The 20,007-nt window shown below is 44.7% G+C and carries 19 protein-coding genes; 9 read left to right on the top strand and 10 right to left on the bottom strand.

All coding sequences use genetic code 11. The annotated features are described in order from the left end of the window. Positions 1 to 19: 19 nt before the first annotated feature. Both R7P80_RS07760 and R7P80_RS07755 read right to left on the bottom strand, forming a co-directional pair. Entirely contained in the window at positions 20 to 1,093 is a 1,074-nt protein-coding gene (locus tag R7P80_RS07760) for an AI-2E family transporter (RefSeq protein ID WP_005380416.1), read from the bottom strand. A gap of 1 nt (position 1,094) precedes the next feature. Continuing rightward, positions 1,095 to 1,331, bottom strand: a complete 237-nt coding sequence (locus R7P80_RS07755) for a sulfurtransferase TusA family protein (RefSeq protein ID WP_005380414.1) — start codon at positions 1,329 to 1,331, stop codon at positions 1,095 to 1,097. A gap of 257 nt (positions 1,332 to 1,588) precedes the next feature. Between R7P80_RS07755 and R7P80_RS07750 the strand changes: the two genes are divergently transcribed. From R7P80_RS07750 to R7P80_RS07735, 4 genes are read left to right on the top strand one after another with little or no spacing between them, the layout of a single operon-like run. Continuing rightward, complete coding sequence (locus tag R7P80_RS07750; RefSeq protein ID WP_225491506.1) at positions 1,589 to 3,040, top strand: tetratricopeptide repeat protein; 1,452 nt, start codon at positions 1,589 to 1,591, stop codon at positions 3,038 to 3,040. Positions 3,041 to 3,056: 16 nt separating this feature from the next. Beyond that, positions 3,057 to 3,407, top strand: coding sequence for an arsenate reductase (glutaredoxin) (gene arsC / locus R7P80_RS07745; RefSeq protein WP_005380410.1), 351 nt, complete (start codon positions 3,057 to 3,059; stop codon positions 3,405 to 3,407). Continuing rightward, positions 3,408 to 3,977 (top strand): NAD(P)H:quinone oxidoreductase, encoded by a 570-nt coding sequence (wrbA, locus tag R7P80_RS07740; RefSeq protein WP_005380409.1) that lies wholly within the window; start codon positions 3,408 to 3,410, stop codon positions 3,975 to 3,977. 22 nt (positions 3,978 to 3,999) lie between these two features. After that, positions 4,000 to 4,440 (top strand): DUF2069 domain-containing protein, encoded by a 441-nt coding sequence (locus R7P80_RS07735; RefSeq protein ID WP_005380407.1) that lies wholly within the window; start codon positions 4,000 to 4,002, stop codon positions 4,438 to 4,440. Positions 4,441 to 4,580: 140 nt separating this feature from the next. Here R7P80_RS07735 and R7P80_RS07730 read toward each other — a convergent pair whose 3' ends face one another. Then, complete coding sequence (locus tag R7P80_RS07730) at positions 4,581 to 5,789, bottom strand: DUF2066 domain-containing protein (RefSeq protein WP_033907510.1); 1,209 nt, start codon at positions 5,787 to 5,789, stop codon at positions 4,581 to 4,583. A 365-nt stretch (positions 5,790 to 6,154) separates the two neighbouring features. Between R7P80_RS07730 and R7P80_RS07725 the strand changes: the two genes are divergently transcribed. Continuing rightward, on the top strand, positions 6,155 to 7,408 hold the full coding sequence (locus R7P80_RS07725) for a uracil-xanthine permease family protein (protein ID WP_005389855.1): 1,254 nt from the start codon (positions 6,155 to 6,157) through the stop codon (positions 7,406 to 7,408). 116 nt (positions 7,409 to 7,524) lie between these two features. Here R7P80_RS07725 and upp read toward each other — a convergent pair whose 3' ends face one another. Next, positions 7,525 to 8,151, bottom strand: a complete 627-nt coding sequence (upp, locus tag R7P80_RS07720; RefSeq protein ID WP_005380401.1) for a uracil phosphoribosyltransferase — start codon at positions 8,149 to 8,151, stop codon at positions 7,525 to 7,527. Positions 8,152 to 8,330: 179 nt separating this feature from the next. Here upp and purM point away from each other — a divergent pair, with 179 nt between their 5' ends. Together purM and purN are read left to right on the top strand one after the other, a co-directional pair. Next, on the top strand, positions 8,331 to 9,371 hold the full coding sequence (gene purM, locus R7P80_RS07715; RefSeq protein ID WP_005389861.1) for a phosphoribosylformylglycinamidine cyclo-ligase: 1,041 nt from the start codon (positions 8,331 to 8,333) through the stop codon (positions 9,369 to 9,371). Positions 9,372 to 9,522: 151 nt separating this feature from the next. After that, a complete protein-coding gene (gene purN, locus R7P80_RS07710) occupies positions 9,523 to 10,179 on the top strand; it encodes a phosphoribosylglycinamide formyltransferase (protein WP_005394347.1) in 657 nt (218 codons plus the stop codon). A gap of 389 nt (positions 10,180 to 10,568) precedes the next feature. Here purN and R7P80_RS07705 read toward each other — a convergent pair whose 3' ends face one another. Together R7P80_RS07705 and lpcA are read right to left on the bottom strand one after the other, a co-directional pair. Further along, on the bottom strand, positions 10,569 to 11,414 hold the full coding sequence (locus tag R7P80_RS07705) for a class II glutamine amidotransferase (RefSeq protein WP_005380394.1): 846 nt from the start codon (positions 11,412 to 11,414) through the stop codon (positions 10,569 to 10,571). A 50-nt stretch (positions 11,415 to 11,464) separates the two neighbouring features. Then, a complete protein-coding gene (lpcA, locus tag R7P80_RS07700) occupies positions 11,465 to 12,040 on the bottom strand; it encodes a D-sedoheptulose 7-phosphate isomerase (protein ID WP_005380392.1) in 576 nt (191 codons plus the stop codon). Positions 12,041 to 12,416: 376 nt separating this feature from the next. Here lpcA and fadE point away from each other — a divergent pair, with 376 nt between their 5' ends. Together fadE and R7P80_RS07690 are read left to right on the top strand one after the other, a co-directional pair. Continuing rightward, positions 12,417 to 14,861: an acyl-CoA dehydrogenase FadE gene (gene fadE, locus R7P80_RS07695; RefSeq protein WP_005385392.1), complete on the top strand. Its 2,445-nt coding sequence runs from the start codon at positions 12,417 to 12,419 to the stop codon at positions 14,859 to 14,861. A 206-nt stretch (positions 14,862 to 15,067) separates the two neighbouring features. Next, positions 15,068 to 16,843 carry a SulP family inorganic anion transporter gene (locus R7P80_RS07690; protein WP_206953328.1) on the top strand — a complete coding sequence of 592 codons (1,776 nt, stop codon included), beginning with the start codon at positions 15,068 to 15,070 and terminating at the stop codon, positions 16,841 to 16,843. A 73-nt stretch (positions 16,844 to 16,916) separates the two neighbouring features. On the opposite strand, the gene R7P80_RS07685 is transcribed toward R7P80_RS07690, so the two are convergent. From R7P80_RS07685 to R7P80_RS07670, 4 genes are all read right to left on the bottom strand, one after another. Then, the gene (locus tag R7P80_RS07685) at positions 16,917 to 17,327 is read right to left on the bottom strand and encodes a GNAT family N-acetyltransferase (RefSeq protein ID WP_005391824.1); all 411 of its coding nucleotides are present in this window, start codon (positions 17,325 to 17,327) and stop codon (positions 16,917 to 16,919) included. Positions 17,328 to 17,411: 84 nt separating this feature from the next. After that, a complete protein-coding gene (locus R7P80_RS07680; RefSeq protein ID WP_017633769.1) occupies positions 17,412 to 17,804 on the bottom strand; it encodes a DUF1353 domain-containing protein in 393 nt (130 codons plus the stop codon). Between the two features lie 191 nt (positions 17,805 to 17,995). Further along, positions 17,996 to 18,526: a hypothetical protein gene (locus R7P80_RS07675; protein WP_005380387.1), complete on the bottom strand. Its 531-nt coding sequence runs from the start codon at positions 18,524 to 18,526 to the stop codon at positions 17,996 to 17,998. 222 nt (positions 18,527 to 18,748) lie between these two features. Then, a complete protein-coding gene (locus R7P80_RS07670; protein WP_025768253.1) occupies positions 18,749 to 19,999 on the bottom strand; it encodes a TIGR03503 family protein in 1,251 nt (416 codons plus the stop codon). Positions 20,000 to 20,007 lie beyond the last annotated feature (8 nt).

The raw sequence follows: 20,007 nt of genomic DNA, 5'->3' as shown, positions 1-20,007 counted from the left end.
ATCGTACCTTTGGTAACAACTACTCTTGTTCGACAGGTTCGTTTTCTTCCGTGCTTGGTAATGCATGCCATACGGCTTTGACTAATGTCGCTAAAGGAATGGCGAAGAACACCCCCCAAAAACCCCACAGCCCACCAAAGACTAATACAGCCACAATGATAGCAACTGGGTGTAAGTTTACTGCCTCGGAAAACAGAACAGGAACCAAGACATTACCATCAAGCGCCTGGATAATACCGTAAGCAAGCAACAACCAATAAAACGGAGGCGTTAAACCCCATTGGAACAAACCAACGATAGCAACAGGTACAGTAACAGCCGCCGCACCGATATAAGGAATCAAAACCGACAGACCAACGGCTACGGCAAGCAACGCCGAGTAACGAAGGTCTAGAAGGGCAAAAGTCACGTAGCTCACACCGCCCACGATTAAAATCTCTAACACTTTACCGCGAATGTAATTTGATATCTGCTCGTTCATCTCATGCCAAACTTTATTCGCCAATTTACGGTTTTTCGGCAGAATACCGCTTGCGATTCGCAGCATTTCTTCTTTGTCTTTAAGCAAAAAGAAGATCAGAAGTGGCACTAAGATCAAATATACCGCTAGCGTTGCAATGCTAACTAATGAAGCAAGCGACCCTTTGACGACACTTTCACCCAGCCCCAATGCTTGGTTTTTGGCGTTCGTCACCACGGTTTCTACTATTTCTAAATTGGCTAGTTCAGGGTGGCGCTCTGGCAATGTGACAATAAACTTTTGTAGCCCGTTGTACATGTTCGGAATATCGTTAATTAGATTACCGACCTGAGTCCAAATCGTCGGAACCAAGCCAAACAAAGCAATTAACATCAACCCGACAAAGACCAAGATCACGATAATAACCGACAAGGTGCGCGGCACGCCTATACGACACATTTTGACAACTGGCCATTCAAGTAGATAAGCCAAAACGATCGCGACAAGTAATGGCGCAATCAAGTGTCCAAAGAAGTAAATGGTGATAAAGCCAAACAGCAAGATCGCGACGAGACTTACTGCGTGAGGGTCAGAGAAACGTCGTTTATACCAACGACTAACCATTTCAAACATCTTATGCGGATTCCTTATTGAAGACAGTCAATGTGTAGTGCTCTGATGTAGATTGGCAATCAACCGAGTACCCTTGGGCACTAAGATAGTTCACAATGTCTCGTTTAGAGCTGTTGTCCACCACTTGAATGACAAGTTGATGATACTGCTTTGCTTCTCCTTGAAAGACCTCAGCAGCATGACGCTTTGCAAGTAACAGTGCCATAGGACAACGTTGCTCACGCAAATCAAGTAACATGGATTCCATTGTATTGCTCTGCACTTATGATAGGGTTGTATTGTAACGGCTTTTTGAGCTGGTGCTAGCACTTCTGACATGATTTAACCACATGCTGAAATAGCTCGGATATAAAATAATTTACGAAACCAATTCATTTATTTCCGGTCTTACTGTTAGCTTATATCCTCACGGATAACCAAAACGTATGTGGCGCTGTTAATAGGCTCTCGACCTGTAACCACATGCTTATGTATTTTGGAGAACCTTTTAAACGTATGTTAAAACGCACTCGCTCGCTAGTTTGCTTATGTCTTGCTGCTGCCATCAGTTCGCCGACAACTTATGCCAATAGCATTGACTTGCCAGACATTGGCACAGCTGCTGGTGGCACGCTTTCAATAGACCAAGAGTTGATTTATGGCGACGCCTATATGCGTATGCTCAGAGCCAGTAAACCTATCGTTAATGACCCTGTCATCAATGAATATATTGACTCTCTTGGGCACAAATTAGTGGCCAATGCGAATGATGTAAAAACGCCGTTCCACTTCTTTATGATTCGCGACCGTAATATCAACGCGTTCGCGTTTTTTGGTGGCTATGTAGCGCTGCATTCTGGGTTGTTTCTTCATGCTCGTTCAGAAAGTGAGCTGGCCTCTGTTGTCGCTCACGAGATAGCGCACGTCACACAACGTCATCTTGCTCGGAGTATGGAAGAACAAGCACGCCGCTCTCCGGCCACATTAGCCGCACTTGCGGGGGCACTACTGCTTTCAATTGCCTCACCCGAAGCGGGGATGGCTGCAATTACAGCAGCAACCGCGGGCAACATGCAAAGTCAAATCAACTACACTCGTGCAAACGAAAAAGAAGCGGATCGCTTTGGTATTTCGACACTAGCAAAAGCCGGTTTTGATGTTCAAGCAATGCCAAGGTTTTTTGGCCGTCTTGCTGATGAGTATCGTTACGCGAGTAAACCGCCACCAATGCTCCTGACTCACCCTCTGCCTGAAGATCGAATTACCGATAGCCGTGCGCGAGCAAGAACCTATCCTCCAATGCGTGTTGTGCCTTCAATAGACTATCATCTAGCTCGCGCGCGCATTGTGGCTCGTTACGCTGGCATTGATGGACAAGCCGCCCTGAGCTGGTTTGAGAGAACCCAAAAGAAAGCCTCTGCGGACATTACACCTGCTTTTGATTATGGTCGAGCACTCGTGCATTTAGACAATAAACGCTTATCTCAAGCGGAACCAATTTTGAAAAAGTTACTGGAACAAGACCCAAGTAACCCGTTTTACTTGGACGCTATGACGGATTTATACATCGAGAAGAAGCAGCCAGAAAAAGCAACCGAGATGCTCCGCAAAGCGTTATCTCGTAACCCTCAAAATAAAGTATTGACCATTAACTACGCCAATGCGCTACTTGAGGACAATAAAAACGATCAAGCCACGCGAGTTCTTCAAAGATACACTCATGACTATCCTGAAGATACAAATGGCTGGCACCTAATATCGAAGAGCTACCACGCGCTGGGGCGTAGCGATGAAGAGTTGGCTACTCGAGCAGAAATTTTGGCATTGCGAGCAAATTGGAATAAAGCGATTCAATATTATAGTGAAGCAAGTAAAATGGCCAAGTTGGGCAGCTTAGAGCAAGCACGATACGATGCCCGTATCGACCAACTCATGATCCAAAGAGATCGATTCATGGCATTACAATAACGAAATGGAGAAAACCATGTCAGTCGTGATTTATCACAACCCTCGTTGCTCAAAGAGCCGTCAAACACTTGAACTGCTTGAGCAAAATGGTGTTACACCGGAAGTCGTCAAATACCTAGACACACCACTTAACGTGGATGAACTAAAAGCGCTGTACGCCCAGCTTGGCTTTTCATCTGTACGTGAAATGATGCGCACTAAAGAAAGTGAATATAAAGAGCTTGGCTTAGGCGAAGACTCCGTCAGCGATGAGCAATTATTCGAAGCAATGGCGAAGAATCCAAAGTTGTTTGAGCGTCCGGTTGTCGTTGCTAACGGCAAAGCAAAAATTGGTCGCCCACCAGAGCAAGTGTTGGATATTTTATAAATGGATTGCCAGATCCTTATTTTGTATTTCAGCCGTCATGGCTCGACAAAACAACTGGCAAGACAAATAGCAAGAGGAGTCGAATCGACTCCTCAATGCCAAGCAATTTTGCGTACAGTTGAAGAATTGTCACCTCACTCACACTCCCCTTCTGATCCAATTGTTACTCTAGAGGAACTAAAAACGTGCGACGGTCTAGCGTTTGGCAGTCCCGTCTGGTTTGGCAACATGGCTGCGCCTTTAAAGCACTTCTGGGATCAGACTACATCTTTATGGGTCAGTGGTGACTTAATCGATAAGCCTGCTTGTGTCTTTACCTCTTCGTCCTCAATGCATGGTGGTCAAGAAACAACGTTACAAAGCATGATGACCCCTTTATTACATCATGGGATGATGGTTTTGGGCATTCCTTATTCCGAGCCAGAGTTACACACTACGCAGTCCGGAGGCACTCCGTATGGCGCCAGCAGTGTAGGCCATGAGGCAACCCTAAGCAGTGAAGAGATTCGCCTGGCACAACAATTAGGCAAAAGGCTGGCAACTGCAGCGTTAAAACTAAAAGTCTGTTAGTAAAATCAAGGATAGTTAATCGATGTCTGACTCTTTAGACCAAACACCACTCGGTACACAGGCTAAAACCTATCGTTACCTGGCTTTATTTGGCAACTTAGCCTTATTAGCCTGGGTCGCTATTTGGCAGCTTGCGTTATCCCCTCACCCTCACCTCAGCAGCACAACACTTGCTATTGCTTGGTGTATTCCGCTACTACTTCCGTTGCCTGGTATTTTAGCTGGTAAGCCTTACACTCATGCTTGGGCTAACTTTGTTCTTATGCTGTATTTCTTGCATGCGCTGACCATCCTCTATGTGGATGGGGGTGAACGCTGGCTTGCGGCAGTGGAACTGATACTGACTTCACTCGGTTTCGCTGGCAATATTTTGTTTGCTAGAGCGAGAGGCAAAGAGCTAGGCCTTAAGTTGAAACGCCTCTCTCAAGTAGAAAAAGAAGAAAAAGCGAAATTCAATAAATAACGCCAATCGCAGTCAATCACTGATCATTGGTTCGAATACGAATTTAGAAAACAAAAAGAGTCGCTATTGCGACTCTTTTTTATGCTTACCACATTGGTGTTTGATCCTTGCGTTTCACGCCTGGAACGCTACCAAGGAGATTACGATGCCGAGCGCCACTCGTAGATCAAGTCATACTGTTCTCGGACAGGCTCCACAATCATCGGCTGAGTTGGTTGTGTTTCGTCACTTGCTTCTGCCACAACATTTACTGGTACTTCAGGCTGCGCTTCTTTTGGCGTCGCGGCGTCTTTTGCTTCATTACTCTGAACCAATGGCTCTTCTTCTTGAGTTGAAGCTGGGGCATCAACTTCACCTAAAGGATCTTCAAAAACCATTAATTGAGAAATAGAAGAAGCTTCTTTCTCAAAAGCTTGTTGTGATGCCAAAAGGTGGATGTTGAGCGTTAACTCGTCCCCTTGAACACGCTTAATCTCTGTACCCGCAACCGAATTAAGTTGTTTTAACGCATTCTCTAAACGGAAGAAGTCCGTTGCAGAGGTTACATTAAGGACTTTCACTGCTAGCGCTTTTGAAGACTTTCCTGAAACCACAACTGCACTCTTACTTGCATAGTAGTCTGCGATGCCATCCACCATTTCTGCAATAGCATTAGCACCTGATGCAGACCCGCTACGCGGAGAACGTTGCGCTTCTACAATTCTCGTTGGCGACTGGTCGTAGAGTGTCCAACGAATTTGTTCACCTTGAGCTCGTACAACCAAAACGGCGTCAGCTGGGTAGCGCTGGCTGGCTTGACCAATTGGCTCAATAAAGCCGCCCCAAAGATCAGAGACATTAACACCGGTCACATCATCAAAATCCCCAACCGGGATAGTGATTGGTAGGCCTCTTAATTTCGCTGCGCTACGAAGTGCTGCAACATTTGAAGATTCAGAATGTTCCCACGCAATGTTACGATCGTAACCCTGTTCTTCAACCATCCAAACTAAAATATTGGCACGATTTGGCGACCAAGATGGCAATTGTGCTTGTGTTAAAAGAGAGCTGATTTGGTCGTTGTTAAACAACATTTTTAAGCTCGCTTTTCCATCAACCTGCCCATAGCTTAGTTGAGAAATGTAACGCGCACTTGAGCTAAGTGCCTTTTTAATCACTGGATTGCTTAAAGAGGATTGAGAACCGGTCGCTCGAACAATCACATCCTGCATACCTTGTTGACGAGCCAAAGACTCACCGTCGTTCTGCTCACTGTCGATAACCACTTCGGCACGATAGATATCCACCTGAGTTAATGCATATACTGGTAGGGACAACCAACCTATCAGTAAGAGAGCTAAATAGCGCATAGTTTTTATAATCCTCTGAACAAGAACCCGAATAATAAGCAACTATCAAATCTTGAGCAAGGCAAGTACTGAGTAAATTGTCTGTATTATGACCAGCTTTGTTAACTCGGGCCTCAACCAGCACTTCAGTGCTATTTTTTATAATAAACTCATTGCTTATTAAGCTATCTCAACAAGTTAGGCTGTCCATTTTTCATCTTCACGCAAGACACGTAAAAGAGGATAATTTGCAAGCAAGCAACTCTCAAAAGTGCTATTTATGGGAAAAATTCAATCGAAAGTTTGATCTATGCAACATTGCAAACGATTGCAGGATGATAGTATTCGCCGGATTTGTCTGCGTATCTTGAAAATAGGGAATTATTATGAAAAACGCGTTACAAGGCGCTCAAATGCTCTTTGTCGCTTTTGGTGCTTTGGTGCTTGTGCCGCTCCTAACTGGCCTTGATCCAAACGTAGCCCTCTTTGGTGCCGGTGTCGGTACCCTCCTCTTCCAATTAATGACTAAACGTTCTGTTCCCATCTTCCTTGCCTCTTCTTTTGCGTTTATTGCTCCTATTATGTTCGGTATCCAAACTTGGGGTATCGGTGCAACGATGGGCGGCTTGATGGCAGCGGGCTTAGTTTATGTGGCTCTAGGGGCGATGATCAAAGTGCGTGGTGTTGGATTTATCCATAAAATTCTCCCGCCCGTTGTCGTTGGCCCTGTGATCATGGTTATCGGCCTTGGCCTTGCCCCAACAGCAGTGAACATGGCGGTAGGTAAAACTGGTGATGGAGCTGCACAGCTAGTTAATGGTGATGCTGCGATCATTATCTCGGCGGTCTCACTGCTCACAACCATTGTACTCAGCGTTTTTGCAAAAGGCTTTTTGAAGCTCGTTCCTATTGTTGGTGGTATTCTTGCTGGTTACTCTGTTTCTCTATTCTACGGTGTGGTTGATTTCACTCCCGTAGAACAAGCGGCTTGGCTAGCCATGCCAAACTTCACCGCGCCAGAGTTTAATATCAACGCAATTTTGTTCATGATTCCTGTCGCTATCGCACCTGCGGTTGAGCACGTAGGTGACATGCTTGCTATCTCAAACGTTACAGGTAAAAACTACCTGAAAAAACCAGGCCTTCACCGCACAATCGCAGGTGACGGGGTGGCAACTATCGCAGCTTCGATGGTGGGTGCTCCACCAAACACCACTTACAGTGAAGTAACAGGAGCGGTAATGCTAACCAAAGCATTTAACCCTGTGATCATGACTTGGGCAGCAATCACCGCAATCGTACTTGCATTGGTAGGTAAGCTAGGTGCGGTTCTTCAAACGATTCCAGTTCCTGTTATGGGCGGCATCATGATTCTGCTGTTCGGCTCCATCGCAACGGTAGGCCTCAACACACTGATCAAGAATAACGTTGATTTACATAAGTCTCGTAACCTAGTAATTGTTGCCGTAACACTTGTGTTTGGCATTGGTGGTATGGCTTTCGGTATTGGTGAGTTCAGTCTACAAGGTGTGAGCCTATGCGGTATCGTGGCAATTATTCTTAACCTTGTGCTACCAAACGATTTAGGTGAAAACCACGTTGTGGATAACGCACAAATGGAAGAAGAAAGCGCGAAATAGTTCGTTTGCGCCGCTTTATTAGGTGGCGTGTCTTACTCTTCTCCTCTTGTAGATACAAAAAAGGCTTGGTTTTCACCAAGCCTTTTTCTGTTCAGTCATAGTAATACATCAAAGAATTACTTAGTACCGAAGATCTTATCACCTGCATCGCCTAGACCCGGAACGATGTAGCCTTTGTCATTAAGCTTCTCATCGATTGCCGCAGTGTATAGCTCAACATCTGGGTGTGCTTTTTCTAGCGCTTCAATACCTTCTGGTGCAGCAACAAGTACCAGCACTTTGATTTGGTTACAACCTTTCTCTTTTAGGAGATCGATAGTAGCAATCATAGAACCACCTGTTGCAAGCATTGGGTCAACAACAAGCGCAATACGCTCCTCGATGTTTGAAGCAAGCTTGTTGAAGTAAGGAACTGGCTCAAGCGTTTCTTCATCACGGTAAATACCCACAACACTTATACGTGCGCTTGGCATGTGCTCAAGAACTCCATCCATCATGCCTAGACCTGCACGTAGGATTGGCACTACGGTTACTTTTTTACCTTTAATCTGGTCTACTTCTACCGGACCGTTCCAACCATCAATGGTCACTTTTTCTGTTTCAAAGTCTGACGTTGCTTCGTAAGTAAGTAGGCTACCGACCTCAGTCGCTAACTCACGAAAACGTTTTGTGCTGATGTCACCTTCTCTCATTAGACCAATTTTATGTTTTACTAGAGGGTGCTTTACTTCAACAACTTTCATGTCCATCTCCGGCTATAGTTGGCAATATTTAAACAAACCTTCAGATTATACATGATTTTCACAGGGATATCAGGATAAATCACTAAAGAAAAAAACAGACGCAAACGTTTGCTATCTATGTTTAAGCACTGTTAGAATAGCGCCGTTTTCATATCCAACTTAATACCGAGGACTTCCCTGTGAGTGGTAACAACTCTTCTCTTAGCTATAAAGACGCTGGTGTAGATATTGATGCAGGCAACGCGCTTGTGGATCGTATTAAGGGTGCGGTAAAACGCACTCGTCGCCCTGAAGTTATGGGTGGTATCGGTGGTTTTGGCGCGCTATGCGAATTGCCAACTAAATACAAACAACCTGTACTGGTTTCTGGTACTGATGGCGTTGGCACAAAACTTCGCCTAGCACTGGATATGAACAAGCACGACACGATTGGCATCGACCTAGTGGCAATGTGTGTAAATGATCTTATCGTGCAAGGCGCAGAGCCACTGTTTTTCCTAGATTACTACGCAACAGGCAAACTAGACGTTGATACCGCAGCGGATGTTGTTTCAGGTATCGCAGAAGGGTGTGTTCAAGCAGGTTGTGCCCTAATTGGTGGCGAAACTGCGGAGATGCCGGGCATGTATGAAGGCGAAGACTACGACGTAGCTGGTTTCTGTGTTGGCGTAGTAGAAAAAGAAGACGTGATTGACGGCACGAAAGTCGCTGCTGGTGATGCACTTATCGCTGTTGGCTCAAGCGGCCCACACTCAAACGGTTACTCCCTTATCCGTAAGATCCTAGAAGTATCTGGTGCAGATAAGAGCGAAGAGCTAGCAGGCCGCACTATTGGTGAGCACCTACTAGAACCAACAAAAATTTACATCAAGTCAGCACTTAAGATGATTGAGAAACACGACATCCATGCGATTTCTCATATCACTGGTGGTGGTTTCTGGGAAAACATCCCACGCGTACTGCCTGAAGGCACGAAAGCAGTTATCGATGGTAACAGTTGGGAATGGCCAGTTATCTTCAAGTGGCTACAAGAGAAAGGCAACGTCGACACACACGAAATGTACCGCACATTCAACTGTGGTGTAGGTCTAATCGTCGCACTACCGAAAGACCAGGCAGATGCAGCAGTTGCTCTTCTTAAAGAAGAAGGCGAAAACGCGTGGGTGATTGGTCAAATCGCACAAGCAGACGCGAACGAAGAGCAAGTTGAAATCCAATAATTTGCAAATCGAGCTCAAAAGATAAGAAGAATGAGGACACTAGATGACTAGGTCCTCATTTTGCTATCTAGAACACTAAAAACCATTCTATTAGTAGGTAGTTTAGAAGCTACATAACTCCAACCTACAATACCAAGGCGCTCTCGACATCATGAAAAACCATACCCTAAAAAACATTGTGGTCCTCATCTCGGGTAACGGAAGTAACCTGCAAGCTATCTTGGAAGCTTGCGAAGACAGCATGCCAAACGCACGAGTGGCAGCCGTGTTCTCTAACAAAGCAGATGCTTTTGGTTTAGAACGTGCAAAAAAGTTTGATGTAGACGGTCACTTTGTCGACCCTAAAGCATTCAGCTCGCGTGAAAGCTTTGATGCAGAGCTAATGAGTCAAATAGATGAATACCAACCAGACGTGATTATTCTTGCTGGTTACATGCGCATTCTGAGCAGCGCATTTGTTTCTCATTACATGGGTAAGATGATCAATATCCACCCTTCTCTTCTACCAAAATATCCTGGGCTACACACACACCAGAGAGCAATTGATGCTGGCGATAAAGAACATGGTACGAGTGTGCACTTTGTAACGGAAGAGCTTGATGGTGGCCCTGTCATACTGCAAGCAAAAGTTCCTGTGTTCGAAGACGATGATGCTAGTGTACTTGCGGCACGTGTTCAGGCGCAGGAGCACCGAATCTACCCTATGGTGGCTAAGTGGCTGGTAGACGAGCGGTTGATCATGAAGGATGGTAAAGCCTATTTAGATGGCGCAGAGCTTGGCGTACATGGGTACGCCTCAGATGAGTAGCCCTGAATAATAAACTCCAAGCACAAAAGAGCAGCCTGAGGGCTGCTCTTGGTTGTTTTAATACTTATAAACTTGATTCAAGAAAACCATGGTGAGACTAGAAACCTAAAACCCAACATTCTAAAAAATCCCATAACCACTTGAGTAACATAACACTCGGAAAGTAGATTCTGAATCTGGTTCGTTCTTCACCGTTCAGACTGACGAGGTGTTTTATGAGAAATTTCTATCAGTTACGTCTTTACAGCAAGCCTTAGCGAGACTAGGACTCTACTACCAGCACTCTAGAAAGTAAGAATGCTCATCCGTATCCGCCCTCGGTTTAAAACGCATAAAAATAAAGCTCGCGATTAAGCGAGCTTTATTTTTATATTCAGAGTAAGAGACCATCACTCTAACGGTTCGGTTGGCGCTTGATTGCCCGGCTTAGCCGCCGCAAACGGCACATTTACCAGTTCAGAGGCATTATTTTTGACTAGTTCACCTAGGTGAAACAAGCCGTATTCGCCAGGTTTCATACGCTGCCAAGCTTCGTTGCCCGTCAAAGGTTGAGTTGCAATCACAGAAACGATGTCGTGTGGCGTTGTTTCTTCTTGGAAGTTAATTTCCACATCTTCATCAAGCAACGCGGCTTTTCCAAACGGTGCGCGTCTTGTGATCCAATACAAATGATTGGTGCAATACGTCATTACATACTCACCATCACTCAGAAGCATGTTAAATACACCCTTCTCTCTTAGCTCATCACAACATTTAGCAACATATAAGAATACCGACTCCATATCCTTTGGTGGCTCAGGATATCGATCTTCCATTTGCTTCAATAACCAGCAAAATGCCAGTTCACTATCTGTTTCACCGACAGGTCGATGTCGACCTGTATGCAAGTCTTGATAGCCAGAGAGCTGACCGTTATGCGCAAACGTCCAATACCTACCCCACAGCTCACGTGTAAAGGGATGAGTATTTTCTAAATTAACACCACCACGATTCGCCTGTCGGATATGACTAACGACCGCACGACTTTTGATGGGATAATTTTGTACCAACTCTGCTATTTTAGACTCACAACTTGGCTTGGGATCTTTGAAGGTTCGAAAGCCCTTCCCTTCGTAGAAGGTGATCCCCCATCCGTCACGGTGTGGGCCGGTTCGGCCTCCACGCTGCATGAGCCCAGTAAAACTGAAACAAATATCCGTTGGAACATTAGCGCTCATACCGAGCAATTCACACATGGTTTAAAAAACTCCCTAACAACACAGCTCGAAACGGTGGCCGTAAACGATTATTCCATCTCTTTTTCGATCAACTGAATGATGATATGAATAATCTTAATATGAATTTCCTGAATGCGGTCTGCATAACCAAAGTGTGGCACGCGGATTTCAATATCTGCAAGGCCTGCCATTTTGCCGCCATCTTTACCTGTTAGCGCAATCGTCTTCATGCCTTTCGCTTGTGCTGCTTCAATCGCTTTCAGGATGTTACCTGAGTTACCTGAAGTCGACAGACCAAACAGTACGTCACCTTTTCGACCAACCGCTTCTACATAACGTGAAAACACGAAGTCATAACCAAAGTCATTACTCACACAAGAAAGGTGGCTTGGATCTGAAATAGCAATACCAGCATAGCCAGGACGATTTTCTCGGTAACGGCCTGTTAGCTCTTCGGCAAAGTGCATTGAATCACAGTGAGAACCACCGTTACCACATGACAATACTTTACCATCTTGTTTGAATGAGTCAGCAATCATTTTCGCCGCTGCTTCGATTTGCGCAATGTTATGGTCATCGCTTAAAAATTTGTTGAGCACTTCAGCAGCTTCGTTTAATTCACTTCTAATCAGATCATGGTACATAAGACGTTCTCTTTATTATTTCGGCTTCAGTCAGCTCTTGACTCACTGAGCAAATTGTTCTGATACCAATTTGGTATCGGACATTTCATAAACCTGAACTCGGGTTTGATTACTCTGAGTTTACCCACAAACGAGAATTAGTGTCGATAGTGAACCAACAGATTTAGATTAGTGATGGTAATAAACTTGTCAACTTGCTCATGAAACCATCACTCAAATCTCAACTTTAGAATTTTAACTCTACTTAGATCACTTTTTATCCAATCTTATGTTTTACATTTCCTTAATATTTTGATTACACTTAAACCAACTGGTTAGACCTCTTACCTAACATACAGACGTACAAAACTTATAAAGTCTGAAAAGGAAAATACATATGGACATCTTGCTCTCAATCATCACGATGGCGATCGTGCTAGGCATTACGCTCTACCACCGCATGTCTCTCGTGAAATCTATTAGCTTACTCACCGCAGCCATGCTGGCTCTTACAGTAGCTGGTACTGTCGGCGTTATTGGTTGGGCTATTTACGTTCTCGCCGCAGCTGTGCTCGCGGTTCCTGGCGTACGTCAGTCTTTAATTAGCCGCAAAGCGTTAGTGCTTTTCAAGAAAGTGCTGCCAGCTATGTCTCAAACCGAAAAAGAAGCGTTAGACGCAGGTACCGTCTGGTGGGAAGCCGAACTATTTAAAGGCAAACCAGAGTGGCAAAAGCTACACGCAATTCAAGCACCTAAGTTAAGTGCGGAAGAACAAGCCTTTTTAGACGGCCCTGTGAATGAAGTGTGCGCCATGGTGAGTGATTTCCAAGTGACCCATGAACTCGCGGACTTACCGCCAGAAGTTTGGCAATACCTGAAAGATCATAAGTTCTTCGCCATGATCATTAAGAAAAAGTACGGTGGTCTGGAATTCTCAGCATACGCGCAATCTTTGGTACTACAAAAATTAACGGGTGTTTCTGGCGTTCTATCGTCTACCGTTGGTGTTCCTAACTCTTTGGGCCCAGGTGAGCTACTGCAACACTACGGTACTGAAGATCAGAAAAATCATTACTTACCGCGTCTAGCTGAAGGTAAGGAAATCCCTTGTTTCGCCCTAACAAGTCCAGAAGCGGGTTCTGACGCTGGATCTATTCCAGATTACGGTGTGGTCTGTAAAGGCGAATGGGAAGGAAAAGAAGTACTGGGTATGCGCCTGACTTGGAACAAGCGCTACATCACCCTAGCGCCAGTCGCAACGGTACTAGGCTTAGCATTCAAACTTCGCGATCCTGAAGGTTTGCTAGGCGACAAAGAAGATCTTGGCATCACTTGTGCGCTTATCCCAACTGATGTCAAAGGTGTTGAGATTGGTAACCGACACTTCCCACTCAATGTGCCATTCCAAAATGGTCCAACGCGCGGTAAAGACATCTTTGTTCCTATCGATTTCATTATCGGTGGCGAAAAAATGGCGGGCCAAGGTTGGCGTATGCTGGTTGAGTGTCTGTCGGTTGGACGTGGTATCACGCTACCTTCAAACTCAACAGGTGGCATCAAAACTGCGGCAATGGCAACCGGTGCTTACTCACGTATTCGCCGTCAATTCAAACAGCCGATCGGCCATATGGAAGGAGTTGAAGAACCATTAGCACGCTTGGGTGGTAATGCTTACGTGATGGATGCAGCAAGCAACTTAACCGTTGCGGGTATCGACTTAGGTGAAAAGCCATCAGTAATCTCAGCTATCGTGAAGTATCACTGTACGCACCGCGGCCAGCAAAGCATCATCGATGCAATGGACATCGTAGGCGGTAAAGGTATCTGTATGGGACCTTCTAACTTCCTAGCTCGTGGTTACCAAGGTGCGCCAATCGCGGTAACGGTTGAGGGTGCTAACATTCTAACACGCTCAATGATCATCTTTGGCCAAGGCGCAATCCGTTGCCATCCGTACGTTCTTGAAGAAATGAACGCGGCGTATTCTGAAGCAAGTAATGCTGTCGAGAAATTTGATAAAGCGCTTGCTGGTCACGTGAGCTTTACAATGAGTAACCTAGTGCGCAGTATCTGGTTTGGTTTGAGCGACGGTCTGGGCTCTTCATCACCAACCAAAGATGCAACCAAGCGTTACTACCAACAATTGAACCGTTACAGTGCAAACCTTGCTCTGCTATCGGATATCTCAATGGCAGTGCTAGGTGGCTCTTTGAAGCGTAAAGAGCGTCTATCAGCACGTCTTGGTGACATTCTAAGCCAGCTATATTTGAGCTCTGCGACGTTGAAACGTTTTGAGCAAGATGGCCGTCCAGTCGAAGATTTACCATTAGTACACTGGGGTCTACAAGACAGTTTGAAACAAGCGGAAGTGGCAGTAGATGAATTCTTAGCAAACTTCCCGAACAAAGTAATTGGCCGTGCGCTACGCGTATTAATCATGCCATTTGGTCGCGTACGCAAAGCACCAAGCGATAAACTAGACAGTAAAGTGGCGCGCATTCTACAAACGCCAAGTGCAACGCGATCACGCATTGGTCGCGGTCAATACCTTGAACCAACCGAGCACAACGCAGCAGGTAAGATTGAACTTGCACTATCAGTCATTCTTCAAGCTGAGCCTGTGTTTGACAAAGTATGTAAAGCGCAGGGTAAGCGTCGCCCATTCTTACGTTTGGATATGATTGCTCAGGAAGGGCTAGAGCAAGGCTTTATCACGCAAGAAGAAGCCGATCTACTCAGAGAAGCGGAACAGCATCGTCTAGATACAATCAACGTTGACGATTTTGAGCCGGAACTGCTTGCCGCAAAGCCGCTATACCCTCAGATGGATAGTGTCGCGTAACTCTAGAATCTGAGACCACAAACGGGAGTATCAGCTCCCGTTTTTTATTGCTTCCAGAATCGCATTCATAACACCTCACACCACGAAGCCCCTGCGCAATCGCAATAAAAGCCACGCACTCCAATCTTTCCCCCGATTTCCAGTGATAACTAACTCACAGACGTTCCAACTAAGCGGTGTATACTTTAAGTAACTCACTCACATATATGGTAAATCCGTTGGCTAAAATATTACTCGCACAGTGGTTCCCAGGGCTTGTTCAGCTTAAGCATTATCAAAAAGAATGGTTTGTTAACGACTTCAGAGCCGCCTTGTCTGTTGTCGCGGTTGCACTGCCAGTTGCCATAGCTTATGCACAGTTAACTGGTGTATCCGCAATTGTCGGTCTGTATTCGTGTGTACTGCCAATGTTGGTTTACGCCATGATGGGCACATCTCGGCAACTCATTGTCGGACCCGATGCAGCAACCTGTGCAGTGATCGCTGCTGTTGTGACACCACTTGCCGCAGGTGACCCCACAAAACATTGGCAGTTGGTTATGACCATGACAGCGATGACGGGGATTTGGTGTGTACTGGCAAGTCGTTTCAAGCTAGGGGTGTTTGCAGATTTCCTTTCTCGTCCGATTCTTTTGGGTCTACTCAACGGTGTTGCTCTCACAATTATCGTTGGTCAGTTTGCGAAAGTAGTCGGTTTGAAATACGAGCAACGTTATTTACTGGAACGTTTATGGGAAGCTCCACAACGACTAACCGAGCTTCATTGGCCTACTGTAACTCTGAGTATCGTGACGGTTGTCGTTTATTTGCTCACCAAACGCTACCGACCAACTTGGCCTGCTGCCATGCTGGCGATCCTCGTAACTACTGCGTCAGTTTGGTTTTTCCATTTACAAGAGATGGGCGTATCGGTTGTCGGACTCACTCAAGGTGGCTTCCCTCAGTTTCAAACACCGGAGTTTGAGCTAGGTGAAGTTCGTGAACTAGTGGTCCCGGCTCTCAACCTTGCGATTGTCAGTTTTGTTAGCATGATGCTCACCGCCCGCAGTTTCGCTGCTAAAAACGGTTATGATATTGATGCTAATAAAGAGTTTCAGGCGTTGGGTTTTGCCAACATTGCCTCAGCGTTTTCGCAAGGTTTCGCGATAAGCGGCGCTGACTCACGCACAGCCGTCAATGATGCAAATGGCGGTAAATCTCAATTAGTTTCGATTGTCGCTGCAATCACTATTGCCATTATTGCGGTATTTATTTACGAGCCTTTGCAGTTCATCCCTATCGCTTCACTTGGTGTTGTATTGATCATTGCGTCCCTATCGCTGCTCGATCTTAAAGCAATTTGGAAATTAAAATCTCGTGACAAAGATGCATTTTATCTGGCCATCATTACTTTTATTTCTGTGTTGATCGTGGGTGTAATACCGGGGATCACTTTGGCGGTACTGCTAGGGCTGTTTCAATTTTTACGTATTGTCATGCGGCCGAGTGATCAGCTACTTGGCCTGGATGAAAAAGGTACCATTCGGACCATCGACGACTCAGGAAAAGCATCGCCTATTCCTGGAATGGTGATTTACCGCTTTAACTCACCGCTAACTTACTTCAACGCTCCTTACTTTAAACGTAGAGTGTTAGAGCAGGCAGAGCATCACAAAGACGCAAGTTGCGTTGTCATCGACGCCGTGTCGAGCTTTACTCACTTGGATCTCAGTGTGATGGCAACACTGGCAGATATTCACAATACTTTGAAAAAGAGAGGCGTACGCTTAATCCTAGCAGGAAGGAAACGACGTCTTCGTCAATGGTGTGAGCTTACTGGTATCAGCACCAGTGAAGGAGGCATCTTACTGCGAGCTGATATGTACCTTGCCATTAAACTTAGTGGCTGTTACATCAGTGCTGTGGGTGAGGGACAAATTCCTACTGTTCAAAAAGAGCCTGATTTAGAGCAGCCACCCAAACCAATTCCAGAAGTGGCTTAAATACAAATTTAATATAGAAAACAGGAAATTAAACTCCTGTTTTCTAGTGCTTATCTTCACAGCTGAATACGTGTTATGCCTTTGGCTTAAACTTTTTTGTCATCCCTTGGCTTTTAGGAGCCACCAGCCTATAACCAAGCTTTTCGTAAAAGACCGGTTCATCAGCAATCATAGAAACGTAAGAGCCTTCAAGTGCAACAGAAGAAAGATAACCGTCGATGTATTCCATGACTTTTCTACCTAAACCGTTACCTTGATAATCAGAATCAACGGCAACGTCGACAATTTCGAAGTTACACGCCCCGTCACCAACAACCCGACCCATTGCAATGAGCTTTCCTTCATCCCGAACAGATACGCCATATAACGAATTGGGTAGGCCAATTTCAGCAGCTTTCAACGATTTAGGTGATAGCCCGGCTTTTATACGCATATCACAGTATTCTTTCGGGCTTGGCACATGCTCTTCATATCTTATTGTCATTATGTACTACTCCTTTGTATCACCTTGGAGCTTACATAACTAAACTGTATAAATAAACAGTTATACGTTGGAAAGATGTTCCCATTAAGCACACAAAGTATCGGGTCTAGAAAAGAACCCGCCGACAACTCTGACGCCATAATAGATATAAGTTGCTCTGAAGCTAGACATTCCTTTTTCTAAACATGTTTCTCTCAACAACGTATCCGCATGCTTTCGAGCACTTTGAGGCAACACCTCTTCCCTCATGAGTTGGTAAAGAGCATCATGCACTAAAGAAGCTTTCATAATGTTTTTTGTGTCTAACGCTGGCCCACTCGCTCCATCCCATGCATAGCCCTTTTTAATCGTTAACACGCCTTGTTTGGACAAACTAAGAAAAGGGCTGTCATACGCGTTACTCACTGAAATGTGAGTCTCAATCTTTTCTTCAGAATGGAGAGTGTATTTATACTTCTGACGCTTTTTGTATTTCATCAGAGACCTCGCGTTTACTTATTCTTATTTATCACGCACAGCTGAATATTTATCCAGAAACCCTAAAAGATCGGCTCTTGTTATTATGGCGTACTACCTATTACAAAGCCCAAATCAATATAAATAGAACTCCATGCAATCAATAAAGCCAGAACCCCTGACTTTATTGACCAAAATTCAACCAACAATCCTTATTCTGAAGGAAGTCTACTCAATTTTTTATGGATATCTTCTACAAAATTGGCTTGTTCACTTGGAGAAACCTCTAGAACATAATGAAAAAACGGACTTGTATGCTCAGTAATTTTATACTCTTCACTTAACAGCTTAATTACTTGTTCATGATTAAATCGTGCGGAGACTAAGCCACTCTCGGTTTCTTGAGTTATAACTATATAGTGAGCGGTTGGAAAAACCGTAAACCTTCCTTCGACAGGAAACCAAGGAGCAAAAGAAATAATCTCGTCATCAATTATGTATGCTTGAGGTTTACTGACATAGGTGTAAGGGTACTTTTCATCTAAATAGGGTCTTGCTGTATCAAACAAGCCATCATAATAAGTTGGTATTTCTACTTTTTGGATTTTACTTAAGGGATCGAAAGTGAAGGTATCAAGTGATTTTAAATTATTACTTCCCGAATCTGGATTATTAACACCATTATCAATAGAAGAACAACCTACAATTATCACTGCACAAAAAAAAGCTAAAATTTTATTCATTATTTCTTTATCTTTAATTGATTGTTTTGAAAGTTAGTCACATTAAAAATGCAACCAATTTAGAAAGTAAAAATGATATATTATTTATATAATAATCCCAAACATATATTTGAATACAGTAAACTTAAATATTCATAATTTATCCATTTTTCTTCTTCCAACTTGGTAACTTGATAAAAAAACGGAGCCGATTGGCTCCGTTTCTCGCTTTATGTGTTACTACTATTTCTTTGGTACTTCTAATTGCATCTCTGGCATGGCATCGCGCTTCGCTTTAATTTTGCGCCAGACTATCCATGCAATGATCACAATCAGCAGCATTATCAAATTACCCACCGCGATAATAATCATGCTGCGCTTACGCTCAGCCTCTCGCTCAGCGATAATTTGCTTTTCCATTTCAATACGGCGCTGTTCGGCTAATTCAGCTTCTTTTGCAATTCGAGCAGCTTCTAGATCAACTTCATCAACAACACTGAAGGTTTGCTCTGGGATAGGAAACACCAACGAGCGCTGAGTTGCAAAATCAGTGGCAAAGATCTCGCCGCGCCATGCGTACTTACCAAGCTCAGCATCGTTATTGAGGTTCAACGTAACTCTCATTCCATCTTTAGAGACCTGTCCTTGGCTGTAACTAATGAAACCATCGGGAGCGTCCTTTTTCACTGTGACTGCAATAGAGCCTGGTGCAATCATACCTTGCTCGCCACTCACCACTAATTGGTGTGGCTTATCGGGATTACGAGCCTGAATAAAAGTACGAGAGATTGGGTTCGGATAAACCAAGATGACTTGCTCTTGCGCTCGTAAGAATACGCCATTGCCAGACGTGATGCGCGCACGGTACTTACCAGGCTCAACGTCTATTGGGAGCTGAACCGTGAACACTCCATCCCCTGCTTTTTCATCCAAGCCTCGGCCGTCATCAGAAAACTCACCCACAACCATCGGCACTGGACGTGCTTCTTTGATCAGCTCATCTTCATTTTCGACAAACTTGGTAAATGTCACGCGCAGATTCACGCGATCAAGGAAGTCGCGCAATACAAGAGGTTTGCCGTCGGAGGTCAGACGAGCTGTAAACTTAAGCGCTTCCCCATTATATAATCGGTTTGGGAACAGATCCGTACTGAGCTTTAGGTGAGAAATTAAGCGGATGTTATTTTTAGGCGTAACTTTCCCCACAGCCTGCCATGGACCTGGCATCGGGTTATCAACGGAAATAATATCGAGTGAGGCTTCTTGATACCAACGTACATTGTCGTAAGAGCCCCAAGCATAGTATTTTTTACCGTCAGGACGGACTAAAACAACTGGCTGAGAACTTTGCTCACGATAAACCAAAAACGTGATCTGCTCGATGGTTGGATCAACTCGAAAGCGATTGTCTAACAAAGACATTGTAGATTCACTCGCAGCACTCGAGAGACTACTCCATATCGCTAAAAACGCGACCAACAAAGCCCTCAACATAGCTTCTC

It is taken from the genome of Vibrio sp. 2092 (assembly GCF_033339635.1).
Lineage (GTDB): Bacteria > Pseudomonadota > Gammaproteobacteria > Enterobacterales > Vibrionaceae > Vibrio > Vibrio alginolyticus.
This window is presented reverse-complemented; position numbering and strand designations above follow the sequence as displayed.

Coding starts and splice junctions, on each gene's coding strand:
- R7P80_RS07705 (WP_005380394.1), bottom strand. CDS start 11,414: ATGTGTGAATTGCTCGGTATGAGCGCTAATGTTCCAACGGATATTTGT.
- lpcA (WP_005380392.1), bottom strand. CDS start 12,040: ATGTACCATGATCTGATTAGAAGTGAATTAAACGAAGCTGCTGAAGTG.
- upp (WP_005380401.1), bottom strand. CDS start 8,151: ATGAAAGTTGTTGAAGTAAAGCACCCTCTAGTAAAACATAAAATTGGT.
- R7P80_RS07690 (WP_206953328.1), top strand. CDS start 15,068: ATGGTAAATCCGTTGGCTAAAATATTACTCGCACAGTGGTTCCCAGGG.
- R7P80_RS07680 (WP_017633769.1), bottom strand. CDS start 17,804: ATGAAATACAAAAAGCGTCAGAAGTATAAATACACTCTCCATTCTGAA.
- fadE (WP_005385392.1), top strand. CDS start 12,417: ATGGACATCTTGCTCTCAATCATCACGATGGCGATCGTGCTAGGCATT.
- R7P80_RS07685 (WP_005391824.1), bottom strand. CDS start 17,327: ATGACAATAAGATATGAAGAGCATGTGCCAAGCCCGAAAGAATACTGT.
- R7P80_RS07755 (WP_005380414.1), bottom strand. CDS start 1,331: ATGTTACTTGATTTGCGTGAGCAACGTTGTCCTATGGCACTGTTACTT.
- wrbA (WP_005380409.1), top strand. CDS start 3,408: ATGGATTGCCAGATCCTTATTTTGTATTTCAGCCGTCATGGCTCGACA.
- R7P80_RS07760 (WP_005380416.1), bottom strand. CDS start 1,093: ATGTTTGAAATGGTTAGTCGTTGGTATAAACGACGTTTCTCTGACCCT.
- R7P80_RS07735 (WP_005380407.1), top strand. CDS start 4,000: ATGTCTGACTCTTTAGACCAAACACCACTCGGTACACAGGCTAAAACC.
- purN (WP_005394347.1), top strand. CDS start 9,523: ATGAAAAACCATACCCTAAAAAACATTGTGGTCCTCATCTCGGGTAAC.
- R7P80_RS07670 (WP_025768253.1), bottom strand. CDS start 19,999: ATGTTGAGGGCTTTGTTGGTCGCGTTTTTAGCGATATGGAGTAGTCTC.
- R7P80_RS07750 (WP_225491506.1), top strand. CDS start 1,589: ATGTTAAAACGCACTCGCTCGCTAGTTTGCTTATGTCTTGCTGCTGCC.
- R7P80_RS07675 (WP_005380387.1), bottom strand. CDS start 18,526: ATGAATAAAATTTTAGCTTTTTTTTGTGCAGTGATAATTGTAGGTTGT.
- arsC (WP_005380410.1), top strand. CDS start 3,057: ATGTCAGTCGTGATTTATCACAACCCTCGTTGCTCAAAGAGCCGTCAA.
- R7P80_RS07725 (WP_005389855.1), top strand. CDS start 6,155: ATGAAAAACGCGTTACAAGGCGCTCAAATGCTCTTTGTCGCTTTTGGT.
- R7P80_RS07730 (WP_033907510.1), bottom strand. CDS start 5,789: ATGCGCTATTTAGCTCTCTTACTGATAGGTTGGTTGTCCCTACCAGTA.